Annotated in this window: 13 protein-coding genes; 4 read left to right on the top strand and 9 right to left on the bottom strand. The window is 64.9% G+C overall.

All coding sequences use genetic code 11. The features are described from left to right. Positions 1-18: 18 nt before the first annotated feature. A complete protein-coding gene (locus EYS21_RS10600) occupies positions 19-711 on the bottom strand; it encodes an MSMEG_4193 family putative phosphomutase (RefSeq protein ID WP_131133160.1) in 693 nt (230 codons plus the stop codon). 66 nt (positions 712-777) lie between these two features. Continuing rightward, positions 778-1,140 (bottom strand): UBP-type zinc finger domain-containing protein, encoded by a 363-nt coding sequence (locus tag EYS21_RS10595; RefSeq protein ID WP_131133159.1) that lies wholly within the window; start codon positions 1,138-1,140, stop codon positions 778-780. A 156-nt stretch (positions 1,141-1,296) separates the two neighbouring features. Here EYS21_RS10595 and EYS21_RS10590 point away from each other — a divergent pair, with 156 nt between their 5' ends. Further along, positions 1,297-3,063 (top strand): FAD-dependent oxidoreductase, encoded by a 1,767-nt coding sequence (locus EYS21_RS10590; RefSeq protein ID WP_131133158.1) that lies wholly within the window; start codon positions 1,297-1,299, stop codon positions 3,061-3,063. A 22-nt stretch (positions 3,064-3,085) separates the two neighbouring features. Beyond that, positions 3,086-3,913 carry a hypothetical protein gene (locus EYS21_RS10585; RefSeq protein WP_131133157.1) on the top strand — a complete coding sequence of 276 codons (828 nt, stop codon included), beginning with the start codon at positions 3,086-3,088 and terminating at the stop codon, positions 3,911-3,913. 41 nt (positions 3,914-3,954) lie between these two features. Here the strand turns inward: EYS21_RS10585 and EYS21_RS10580 are convergent, their stop codons facing one another. Further along, positions 3,955-5,043 (bottom strand): PDDEXK nuclease domain-containing protein, encoded by a 1,089-nt coding sequence (locus EYS21_RS10580; protein WP_131133156.1) that lies wholly within the window; start codon positions 5,041-5,043, stop codon positions 3,955-3,957. A 278-nt stretch (positions 5,044-5,321) separates the two neighbouring features. Here EYS21_RS10580 and EYS21_RS10575 point away from each other — a divergent pair, with 278 nt between their 5' ends. Then, complete coding sequence (locus EYS21_RS10575) at positions 5,322-5,819, top strand: hypothetical protein (RefSeq protein ID WP_131133155.1); 498 nt, start codon at positions 5,322-5,324, stop codon at positions 5,817-5,819. A gap of 22 nt (positions 5,820-5,841) precedes the next feature. Here the strand turns inward: EYS21_RS10575 and EYS21_RS10570 are convergent, their stop codons facing one another. The 4 genes from EYS21_RS10570 to EYS21_RS10555 form a co-directional block, all read right to left on the bottom strand. Continuing rightward, on the bottom strand, positions 5,842-6,036 hold the full coding sequence (locus EYS21_RS10570) for a hypothetical protein (RefSeq protein ID WP_131133154.1): 195 nt from the start codon (positions 6,034-6,036) through the stop codon (positions 5,842-5,844). Continuing rightward, positions 6,033-6,473: a hypothetical protein gene (locus EYS21_RS10565; protein WP_242633370.1), complete on the bottom strand. Its 441-nt coding sequence runs from the start codon at positions 6,471-6,473 to the stop codon at positions 6,033-6,035. The genes EYS21_RS10570 and EYS21_RS10565 overlap by 4 nt, the downstream gene beginning before the upstream one ends. Before the next feature lie 153 nt (positions 6,474-6,626). Continuing rightward, positions 6,627-8,156 (bottom strand): FAD-dependent oxidoreductase, encoded by a 1,530-nt coding sequence (locus tag EYS21_RS10560; protein WP_131133152.1) that lies wholly within the window; start codon positions 8,154-8,156, stop codon positions 6,627-6,629. Positions 8,157-8,194: 38 nt separating this feature from the next. Further along, the gene (locus EYS21_RS10555; RefSeq protein ID WP_131133151.1) at positions 8,195-8,662 is read right to left on the bottom strand and encodes a DUF4383 domain-containing protein; all 468 of its coding nucleotides are present in this window, start codon (positions 8,660-8,662) and stop codon (positions 8,195-8,197) included. 146 nt (positions 8,663-8,808) lie between these two features. On the opposite strand from EYS21_RS10555, the gene EYS21_RS10550 reads away from it, so the two are divergent. Beyond that, entirely contained in the window at positions 8,809-9,627 is an 819-nt protein-coding gene (locus EYS21_RS10550; RefSeq protein ID WP_131133150.1) for a CPBP family intramembrane glutamic endopeptidase, read from the top strand. 26 nt (positions 9,628-9,653) lie between these two features. Here EYS21_RS10550 and EYS21_RS10545 read toward each other — a convergent pair whose 3' ends face one another. Together EYS21_RS10545 and EYS21_RS10540 are read right to left on the bottom strand one after the other, a co-directional pair. Further along, complete coding sequence (locus EYS21_RS10545; RefSeq protein WP_131133149.1) at positions 9,654-10,553, bottom strand: hypothetical protein; 900 nt, start codon at positions 10,551-10,553, stop codon at positions 9,654-9,656. Positions 10,554-10,562: 9 nt separating this feature from the next. Beyond that, positions 10,563-11,591: an SPFH domain-containing protein gene (locus tag EYS21_RS10540; RefSeq protein ID WP_131133148.1), complete on the bottom strand. Its 1,029-nt coding sequence runs from the start codon at positions 11,589-11,591 to the stop codon at positions 10,563-10,565. Positions 11,592-11,615 lie beyond the last annotated feature (24 nt).

The following is an 11,615-nucleotide window of genomic DNA, read 5'->3' as shown; positions in this document are numbered from 1 at the left end:
ATTTTAAGCACATGAGGTTTACTGCGCCTTCTGCCCTGCGCCGCCGCCGACCTGCGCATCGCCGGAGCTGATGCCCTTCGACAGCCAGGACAGATCGCCCGCGTCGGTGTTCATTGCATGGACGGTCGGCCGAACAGCACCGTAGTGGACGATCGATACGGAGGCAGGGCCCACGTTAATGCGCTGGAACAGGTCAAGGTGCATACCGAGCGCGTCGGCGAGGATTGATTTGATGATGTCGCCGTGAGTCACTGCCACCCACACGGCTCCCGGCCCGTCCTTGGCTTCGAACGCTGCATCGTGGCGCCTGATTGCCGCTACCGACCGGGCCTGCATCGCCGCCATGGATTCACCGCCCGGGAAAACGACTGTGGACGGCTGCGACTGTACAGCAGACCACAGGTTTTCGGTGGCGAGCTCACTAAGCATGCGGCCCTGCCACTGGCCGTAATCGCATTCGTTGAGATCTGGGTCGGTCGGAGCAAAGGGATTACCAGCCTGGCGATCGAGAATGAGCCGAGCGGTTTCCTGACAACGCTCGAGGGGGCTCGATACCACCCCAGCCAGGTGCACGACCGCGAGCCGGTCTCCGGTCAAGGCTGCCTGCTCGCGCCCGAGCTGGTCCAAACTGACGCCGGCCGCCCGACCCGCCAGCAGTCCGGCGGCATTGGCCGTGGTGCGGCCATGCCGCACGAGGATAACTGTTGCCATCCACCCAGCCTAACCAGCATCCTTCGCCGAACCCCGGCGACAGCACGGTTGATGCCCGATCCGCGGTTACCGGTGTATGCGCTCTCGCCAGTCTGCCGGTACCTTGTCTGCCGGCGCAGGTGCCGGCTGCTCCGGTGGTCGGGACTGAGGATCCGGAAGCCGCGGGCCGCGGAAGAACTTCTTCGTGGTGTGCTCGTAGAACCAGTCCTCCCCAGGTTCAAACGACCTCACGACGGGGTGACCGACAGTGCGCGCGTGGGCACTGGCATGCTGTGAGGGTGAAGAATCGCAGCATCCGATGTGGCCGCATTGGGCGCAGCGGCGAAGATGTAGCCACCACCCCGGGCCGTCACCGCTGAGGCACTCCAGGCAACCTGTTCCACTCGGTGTGGCGGCGAGGCTGATTCCCGGAATAGGGCGGTCCTCCATGGGGTCCTCCCTTTCCATCGCGCCGGTTCCGCTCAGGTCATCCCGCGTGCCCACCGTCGGGAGCTATTCTGGCAGAATCTTCCCGCCCTTGTCCCCGATGTCTTAGCGCGAGTATCGTGGGCGCCACCGAACCATTGAACCGGAAAGACGGCGGCCATGGATCACTCGGTTCCGGTCATGCTGATTGCCACCACGGACCCGACCTCTCGGCGCATTCTTGGAGACGAGTTACGTCGACGGTACGGTGCCGACTACGAGGTGGTGACCTGCGCCGACTACGCCCACGGGCGGGCGGTGCTTGACGGGCTCCGGCGCTGGAACCGCCAGGTCGCCCTCATACTGGGGTGCTACGGACCGGCTGACCGCGGTGGACTGGAGTTCCTGCGGCGGGCCTATGGTTTTCACCCGGCGGCCAAACGTGGTGTTGTGGTGATATGGGGTGACTTCGCCAGCGCCCCGACCGTATTCCGGGCGATCGCGCGGGGGTACGCCGAACTGGTGATCATACGTCCCGAACGGTTGCGGGACGAAGAATTCCATGGGGCGATTACCGATGCCCTCGATGACTGGCACCTGGCCCAGGGCGTCGGGTTCGAGGCGGTCCGGCTGATCGGGGAGGTAGGCGACGAAAGAACCCATGCGTTGCGCGACTCCTTGAGCCGGAACCACATCCCGGTGGGCTTCCACCCTGCCGGGTCCGAGATGGCGGAACGGACTCTGGAGAGCGTGGGTCTTCGCAACCCCGTGCTGCCGGTCATGGTGCTGGAGTTCACCGCTCCACCAATTGTCCTCGAGAACCCCAGTGACCTGGAGATCGCCGAAGCGATGGGGGTGACGCGACCGCCACCGGCCGACAAGATCTTCGACGTGGTGGTCGTGGGAGCCGGTCCCTCCGGTCTCGCGACCGCCGTGTATGCCTCCTCTGAGGGCCTCTCCACCATGGTGGTGGAGGGAGAAGCCGTGGGGGGCCAGGCCGGCACCAGCTCGTTGATCCGCAACTACCCAGGCTTCTCCCGCGGTGTGAGCGGCGCCCACCTGGCCTACCGCTCATTTCACCAGGCCTGGACCCTGGGCACGGACTTCCTGTTCCTCAGGAAGGTGGAGGGGCTCGGCACGGACGGAGCCTTGTACACGGTGTCGATTTCCGATGGCAGCGCCGTGCGGTGCCGCGCAGTCGTGGTGGCCACCGGTGTTGACTACCGTCGCCTCGGCATCACTCCGCTGGAGGATCTGGTCGGCAGAGGCGTCTTCTACGGAGCCACAGTCTCCGAGGCGCCGGCGATGGCCGGAAAGCACGTCTGTGTGGTGGGCGGCGGCAACTCGGCCGGACAGGCGGTCCTGCACCTGGCCAAGTACGCGAAGAACGTGACGCTGCTGGTGCGCGGACCCACTTTGTCGGTCAGTATGTCGGAGTACCTGATCTCCCAACTCGAGGCCACCCGGAACGTTGCGATCCGATATGGCACGGTGCTCGTGGGGGCCCGCGATCGGGACGGATTCCTTGCCGCCGTCGAGGTCGCTGCATCCGGAGCCGCGGACGCAACCCCGGGCGAGGAAATCGAAGCGGGCGGCCTGTTCGTGCTGATCGGTTCGGTGCCGCGGACTTCCTGGCTGCCCGACACTGTAGAGCGTGACCCGGCCGGGTTTCTGCGCACAGGCGCCAGCCGGGATGTCAGTGACGCCGGGTCCGTCAGGCCGGACAGGGCGCCGTTGGCGCTTGAAACCAGCATGCCCGGCATTTTCGCGATCGGCGACGTGCGGGCCGGTTCGATCAAAAGAGTGGCTACCGCAGTCGGGGACGGCGCCACCGTGGTCTCGATGCTTCACACCTACCTGGCCGAGAACCCCCTGCCTGCCTCGCCCGCTGCCCGCGGTGCCGAATCCACACACGAGGAGCTGACCGGTCACGTCCGCTTCGAATGAGGCCACACCGTTGATTCCGCCAATGCGGTGGCTGCTCTACGTCGCTGCATTCCTTGTGTTTCTTGCCGGGCTCGTGCTGTTCGTGTTTCCGCTCCGGACTGATGAATTCTTCGCGTGGACAGTCAATCCGCCCATGACCGCGGTCTTCCTCGGGGCGGCATATTGGTCGGCCGCCGGTCTGGAGGTGACGGGCGCACGCTCACCGAGTTGGGGTTCAGCGAGGCTGGCAGTCTGGCCCGTGTTCATTTTCACGACATTGACCCTCGGAGTCACCCTCCTTCATCTCAGCCGCTTCCACCTGTCGTCGGACACCGCCCCCACTGCCCAAATAGCCACCTGGGCGTGGCTGGCAATCTATGCCGTCGTGCCCGTGGCGATGCTTGTCATCAGCTGGATGCAGATCCGGTCCCGGCGTCCTGTCCCAAAGTCCGTCACGGCGGGACGGCCAGTGCTGCCCCCTGCGCTCCGGCTGCTCCTTGCGGGAATAGGCGGGATACTGCTGCTATACGGCGCGGCGCTCCTGCTAGTACCCATTTCAGCCGCCACGTGGTGGCCGTGGCCGCTCTCAGAGCTCACAGCGAGGGCGATCGGAGCGTGGCTGGTCGGTCTTGGGTGGGCGGCCGCGCAGGGCCAGCTGAGCGGCGACCTCCGCACCGTCCGCCCCGTGGCCCTCACCTCCGTTGCCTTCGTCATTCTGCAGGCGCTTGCCCTGCTGCGGTATGGCAACGCCCTGACCTGGCCGAGCGCACCGGCAATCGGCTTTGCCACCGTACTGCTTGCCATTGGAGTGGCCGGCGGATGGGCACTCGCACTATCCCGTTCGCCAGTGGCCCGGGCCGGAAGTACGTGATCTCAGATTTTATAAGCATCCCTGTGGGTAGCCGGATTTTCTTATGACAGGTCCTGCGAAAGCTCGGCTTCGAGCAGTTCGATGCTAGGCAGCGTGGATGCCAATTCCTCTGGCAACGACTCCACGATTTCAGTTTTCCACTCGGAGACGCCGATGGGCATTTGCGTTGTCCGGAGCGCGTACTCGGCCACCAGGTTGTCCTTGGACTTGCAAAGCAAAAGGCCAATCGTGGGTTTGTCATCGGTGTGGGCGAGCTGGTCATCCACGGCCGCCATGTACATGCCAAGCTGGCCGAGGTATCCGGGTTTGAAGTCGGTGGCCTTGAGCTCGATCACTACAAAACAACGGAGCCTGAAATTGTAAAAGAGGAGATCTGCAAAGAACTCCTGGGCGTTGATCTGAAGTTTCACTTGCCGGCCCACGAATGCAAACCCCTGGCCGAGTTCCAGCAGGAACTTCTGAATGTGATCGACCAGCTGGTTCTCAAGTTCGCGCTCATTGCGCCTGTCCGTCATGGCGAGGAAGTCGAAGATGTAGGGATCCTTGAATGACTGCCGCGCGAGGTCAGAGTCCTCCGACGGCAGGACCGCCGTGAAATTCGTGACAGCCTGTCCAGTGCGTTCCATGCGCCTGGTTTCGATGTGATGCACCAGCACGTTCCGGGACCAGCCATGCTCGACGGCGGCAGCCGCATACCAGAGGCGGGCTACGGGATCCTCGAGCTTCTGGATCAGGGCGATGTGGTGGTACCAGGGCAATTGTGAAAGCGGCGCTTTCACAATTGCCTGCTCATTCCACGTTGCCGCCAGCGCCCTCATGAACATGAGGTTTCGCGGAGAAAACCCCTTGGAATCGGGAAAGCGCCCGCGAAGATCTGCGGAAAGCCGGGTGGTCACTTTCGCGCCCCAGCCCTCGTCTCCTTGCCGGCTAAGGATGTCGCGCCCGATTGCCCAATAGGTGATGACCAGCTCTTGGTTGGCTGCGGCCACGGCGCGCGCCTGGCCCCGCTCAACCCGCCGGGCGACAGTGTCGAGTAGTTCCGGATACCACTCAGGCATTGTGCTCTTCGCCGGGGTTTCGGGGAACGACGCGCCGCCGGCGTGCTTGCGGGTTCCGGGGCCGATGCCCATTCTGTTGGGCTCTGCCCGGTCCTGCCTACTTGGCGTTGACATGAATCGCCCCTTTCCGAGCTTCGGTTTTGCTTCCTTGAAGGTACGGAAGGGGGCCGACAATGTGGCGGGGTACCAGGGGGTGTTCAGCAGCTGGTGGCGGCAGCACCGCCGTCGTACTGGCGCTCGTCTGCGTGGCCGCCCCTACCCGCACCCGTTCTTCAGGTCCCCCTTGACAGGCCTCCGATCGCGGGGCTGTTATACGAGTATCGACGTGAATAGGAGAGGGTGTGGTGGCTATGCCTGCCATCCAAACTACCCCGCAGAGTCAGGCCCGCCTCCGGACGGGAGCCGCTCTCATGGCGCTTGCCGGGCTGGCTTTCGTTGCGTACGCCGCAGTCTTCCTGGTGCTCAACTTCACGGGGGCGTTCCTCGAGCTGGGTATCGGCCCCGATCAAGTGGACAAGGGAATGGCGGAGGTCGAAGCGTTCAGCCCTCAGTTGCATCACTACATCAGCCATCTGCACATCGCGCTCAGTGGCTTCATCGCTGCGACCGGGCTGGCCATCGCATGCCTGTCCTGGTACGGGGTGCGCCGAGGAGAACGTTGGGCCTTCGCCACAGCCGTTGTGGTCCCGACTGTCGGACTCGCGGTGGCCGTCCCCGCACATTACCCGTGGGGTCTGGCCACCATTGGGCACCTTGGCCCGGTCTACCTCGCTGTCCTGATTTTCCTGGCAGGGGTCGGGGTGGCCTACAGCGGAATGCGAAGCCCCGCGATGAAACACAACGACTGAGCCCGGGGCTGGCCGGACAAACCTAGATGGGCTCCTTGGCCAGCGCCTTGGTCTTGGCCGGGGTTTCACGGCCGAGACGCTCATCGAGCGTGACACGCAACCTGGCGGCTGCCACCTGGACACGGTGCTCGGCCGGCGTGGGCTTCTTATTGGCCGGCGTTGCGGGCGTGCTCCGGGGAGTCTGGACGAACCGGTGTTCAGATGACGCTGCGCTCATGGTCCAACCTCCTTGGATTTGTCTTCATCGGTCGTTCCATTGTCGCCTAAGTGTTCATCGGAGTCCACGGGCGCGATCACCTGGCCGGAGTCTTCCTCCTGCCCGCTTTCATCCCCGTTCTCCTCACCTGAGACGTTTTTCCATGCGATGTCGAACAACTCAAGCTCCTCTTCCCGGGCCAGTTCGCTGCGAGCCAGAACATCCAAGGTTGCCAGCCCCAAGGCCTTTGTTCCTTCATCTTCGTCCAATGCCCGGTCGAGAGCCCACTGGGTCCGCCTCCACCATTCCGCCCGGCTGTCCGCTTCAGTCTTCTGCCTGAGGGCCTGAACGTCCGCTTCCCGCTTCTGCTCCAGCGCAGTCTTGTCGGCCTCCGTCCGCTGCTTGAGCGTGCGCCAGTTGATGTAGAAGGCCAGGAGGGCCGCGACAAGAACGGCCAATGGTCCCAGCCCGGCAAGGATCACCCACCAGTCGGCCGGCCCCGAATGGACTATGACGTCGAGGGGGCTGGGGGATGGGGCAGGAGTCACTCGACCAGCATAAACGGCGGCAAGGATGTCAACGACGCGGCCCCTCGGACGGATAGCAGGCGATCAGGGCATCGGTGCGGGTGGGAGGTCCTTGGCGGCTGGCCCCTGGATGACGGCGCCGTCGGTGGTGAACCGGGAGCCGTGGCAGGGGCAGTCCCAAGTGGCCTCGGCGGCGTTGAACCCGACGGTGCAGCCCAGATGGGTACAGGTGGCGGATACAGCGTGAACGTGGCCTTCTTCGTCTTTGTAGACGGCGGTGCTCCCGCCGTTAGCTTTGATGACTGTCCCCTCTCCCGGCAGCAGGTCCGCGTGGCCCGGCCGGCCGCGGACCTTGCCGGCCACGACGGCCGCGAAGGTCCTAATGTTCTCCTTAACGAACCGTCCCGCGCTGGCTGCCGGGGTAATCCGGTTGCTGTTGAACACCGGGGCCCACGCGTTCGTCCGGCCGGTGAGGGTGTCGGTGAGAATGAGTGCAGCTGCGGTTCCGTTGGTCAGGCCCCATTTGCGCAGCCCAGTGATCACGTACACGTGTTTGGCCGTGGGGGACATAAGTCCGGCGTACGGCAGCCCGTCGAGCGGCATGCCGTCCTGTGTTGACCAGCGGTATGCGACCTTGTCCACGTCGAGGCGGTCGCGGGCGAAGGCCGCGAGCCTGCGGTACCGCGCGGCTGTGTCGCCGGACTCGGATACGCGGTGGCCCTCGCCGCCGGTGAGCACGTAGCTTGTGCCGTTGACGCTGGCGGTCAGAATGGATCGCATCGGTTGGTCGGCACTGATGAATGTGGCGTCCAGCGGTAGCGTGTCCACGCGCCCGGCCACGATGTACGAGCGGTGTGGATGAGAGCGCAGGTAGAACAGGCCCTGGCCGCCACACGGCACATTCGTGGCCACGATGATGTCGCGGGCCCGTACCCAGCCATTTTCAGTATCGACGACGGCCGGGGAACCATCGTGGACGTTCTGGGCCCGGGTGTGCTCGAAGACGAAGCTGCCGTCACCATGTACCGCGCGGGCGAGACCCTGGAGGTATTTCACGGCGTGGATTTGCCCTTGGCCATCGAACCGGACGGCACCCCTGACCGGGAAGGGCAGCGGCACTTCCGCGGTGAATGTGGCGGGAAGGCCCAGGCGGGCAGCAAGGCTGGCTTCCGCGCGCACGAGTTCCAACGCGTCAGCGCTTTCGGCGTAGGTGTAGTTGGCGACGCGGCGGAAGTCACAGTCGATGGCTTCGTCGGCCACCAGCTGCGCGACGTGTTCTACCGCGGCCTGGTTGGCCTGCCCGTACACGCGGGCGGTGCCCGTGCTGTGGCTGCGTGCAATGCCGGTGTAGGCGAGACGGTGGAGGGAGGTGACCTTGCCGGTGGTGTGGCCCGTGACGCCGGTACCAACACGTGCGGTCTCAAGGACCGCGACAGTACGGCCGGCCCGTTTGAGGGCCAGCGCGGCGGTCATCCCGGCGATGCCCGCCCCGATGACCGCGACGTCGACCTCAACATCCCCGCGCAGGGCGGGATAATCGGTGGTTCCGGCGGTGGCAACCCAAAGGGATACGGGTTCACCTTCGGGCCGTCCATGGTTCGCTGCGGCATTCACCGCGTCACCTCAGGATCCGGTTTTCCACTAACCGGTCGCTACATAGCGCTTCCCTTTTTCTCCATGGCGTCCCGGCCGAGCCAGAGGCCCAGCCCGACCATGCCGACGCCGAGAACCAGATGCAGCCAGTTGTCGGCAGTGTTGAACGGGACGAAGTTGGCGGCCGCGTTCATGTCGATGACCAGGCCGTAGATCCAGAGCAGCAGGTACACAACGCCGCCGCCAAGGAGGAACCACCGGGCCATCGGGTTTGTCCGGGCCATGGCAATTCCGGCCACGCCAAACAGCAGATGCACGATGTTGTGCAGCACGGACACTTGGAAGACCCCAAGCAGCATGGCCCCGGACTCATGTCCAGCGAAGGTCATGGCGCCGTAGTTGGTGGTGATTCCCGGGACGAACCCGAGGACTCCAACCAGCAGGAAAACCGCACCAATAATCAGGGCGGTGTTGTGAAGCGTCAACCCCATCATGTGGTGCTGGGCGGGGTGTGAGGCGGTAGTCATTGGTCTCCCTTTCACGCAAACTGCCGGGTCTTCAGGTGGAGAACCGGCGCGGCGGCAAGGAGTCGCAGGAATCCTGCCGACGGCCATATTTTACTCCCGAAAACCGCGTGTGGGCAGGGGAAACAGGGCCGTGACATGCTTGTGGGGTGACAACGCTTTCGACGCAACCACGCCGTACCGCGCTCACTTGGAAGCTCGTGCCGGCGGTCCTGCTCTCCGCATCCGGGGTGCTCCTTTTCGGCGTCGAGAACGACCCCTTTGGTTACAGCATGCTCGCCACGAGCCTGGTCACGGCGGCACTGATCGACCGCGGATTCCTGCGGCACCTGATACTGGTCGCGGCGGGAATGGTCATCATCAGCCTGGTTCCCCTCAACGCTGACTTGAGCGTCACGCACATGACCCTCATGGGTGGAGCCCTTGCCCTGGCCGTGCTGGTGCCCTGGCTGGTGTCGCGGTACGCCTACCGCGAGAGCATCATCAAGTTTCCGGTGAACACCGGCCGTAAATGGCCGTTGAGCGCGAAGCTGTACCTGATCGCGGTGGTGGCTCTTGGGTACTTGATTCTTCCCGTGTACCTGATCCGCACCGGGGTCTACCAGAACTGGCCGGATGCGTCAGACCCCACCATCTTCTGGCGGCTTTTCCTCGGGGTGAACACTGTTGGCATCTGGGATGAGCTGTTCTTTATCTGCACCACCTTCACCCTGCTGCGGCTGCATTTCCCGGACTGGCTCGCCAACATCCTGCAAGCCGTGATCTTCTCGTCCTTCCTCTGGGAGATCGGCTATATGGCCTGGGGTCCGCTCCTGACGTTCCCGTTCGCGCTGCTGCAGGGCTACACCTTCAAACTGACAAAGTCGTTTACCTACGTTGTGTCAGTGCACCTGCTTTTCGACTTCGTCCTGTTCCTCGCGCTGGTGCACGCGCATAACCGCGACTGGCTGCCGGTCTTCCTGTACTGAGCTGGCTCCAGAGTGGGCTGGAGGACTTACGCCACCAGCCGCAGCGGACGCTCACCCAGTTGGACCGTGATTTCCTGGCCCCAGGACGCTGTGAGCCGGTCGCCTTCCATGCCGTCGCCGAACACTACGAGCTGGTCTGAGCCAACAGTTACGCGAAGCGTTTCGCCAGCCTCCAACAAACCCTCGGTCAAGGAGGCTCCGGTGATGGGGGACGGCCATGCTTCGCGGACGAACCACGCCAACCGGGAATCCCTCGGCCCCGGCAGGGGGCGTCCTCCGCGCTCGAGGGCGATCGATGCGCACCAGCCCGTGGCGCCGGTGCCGGTGGAGACGATCAGGCCGGAGGAGGACTGGCGCTCGGCCCGCCCGTCCGGCACTGTCAGCCGGTAACGGGCCGACTGGTGTGAGGCGTGTCCAATAAAAATTTCGTTGAGTCCTGAGAGTTCCTGGCCGTCGTCGAGCCGCGCGGTCACCGTGGTGAGTTCATGGCACCGCAGCCGATCCGGCGTCCCGGCCAGGGCCGCGTCCTGCAGGAGCCTGGCCGCAGCACGGGGCGAGTGCTGGACCAGGACGCCCGGGTTCATTCCAGGTTCAGGGTCGATGCCGATGACGGGCTGGCCCTTGAGATATTTCGCCGCGTTGGCTACCAGCCCGTCCTGGCCCACCACGGCGATGATGTCGTCCGGTGTGAGCAGGAAGCGGCTGAGGTCCACGCGTTCCACTTCGGCGTGCCGCCATTCAGCGGGAACTGCGGCGCGGAGGGAGGCCAGGGCTGCGGTGAGCCTGTCGTGCCGCCCCTGGACGTCCTGGATGCTGCGGCCCCTGGTGCGGAGGAAAAATTCGGCCTGGCCGCGGGTGGCGTGCCGGTCCAGCAGCTCCTGGAGCTCGGTCCGCCGGTGGACGATGACTATGCGCGGGGTTGCCATGGTGCGTCCTTACTTGGCGATGGCGGTCGGCGTCACGGCTGCCGGGGCCTCCCTGAACAGCCCGGCCAGCGCCCCGCTCAGGAGGTCCGGGGTGATGGTGAGGTTGCCGATGTTGGGCAGCGATCCTGCTGCCTCGCGCAGCGCCAGAGCCAGCAGCGTGGCTTGCTCCATGCCCCGGTAGACCTCCATGGTGGCTGCTTCGCGTGCCGCGGCCGCTTCGCCCACCAGCCGGATCTGGTTTGCTTCGGCGGAGGTGGTGATGCCTTGGCGTTCGGCCGCAGCCTGCGCCTCGATCAGGCCGGCGGCGGCCTTTTCCCCGGCCTGGCGCCGCGCGTTGGCGCCCTCCTGGGCGACCAGGTGTTCGCGCCGGGTGGCCAGCTCAATCTGGCTCGCCATTTCGTTTTCGGAGATGGTCCGTTCACGTTCGACGGCGACCGCCCGGCGTTCGTACACGGCCCGGTCCGCCTCGGACTGGAGTTGTTCGCGGACGGGTGTCTGCAGCGCCCGCTCGACGTCGGACTCCGGCCGGACCGCCAGGACCTGGACCCCGAGGATCTCGATGCCGGTGGACAGGAGCCGCGCGTCACTTCGGAGGGCGTCGGAGAGGATAGTGCGGAGTTGGCTGACGCCGCGCTCGAGGGCTTCGGAGAGGGTAGTGGTGGCGATCTGGTCGATCGCGTGGCTCTGGCACAGCTGGCCGATGATCGTGGCCACCTGTTCGCGTCCCGTGGCCGGGGCTGAACCGGCCGGCTGGAGGCCGAAGTCGAGCCGGCTGGACACTGACACTGGGTCAACGAAGCGGTAGGTCACGTTTGCCTGGACGCTCACGTCCTGGTGGTCACGGGTGATGGCATGGAACAGGGTGGGCAGTTCCTGGTCATCCACGGGGACCTCGCTGAGTACGGAGTTCGCCGGCCGGAACCAGAATGCCTGGCCCACACCCTGGTGCCTGACCTGGCCCTGCTGCAGGTGGACGACGTACCCCGTAGGGCTGCCCAGGAAGTGGCTGATCCAGGGGTAGCGCTTGATGCTTGCCATGAGCTTCTCCTTCAGTGCGTTTTC

The organism is Arthrobacter sp. S39 (genome assembly GCF_004320525.1).
Classification (GTDB): Bacteria; Actinomycetota; Actinomycetes; order Actinomycetales; family Micrococcaceae; genus Arthrobacter.
The sequence above is the reverse complement of the archived record's forward strand: the minus strand, read 5'-3'. Positions and strand labels throughout refer to the sequence as shown.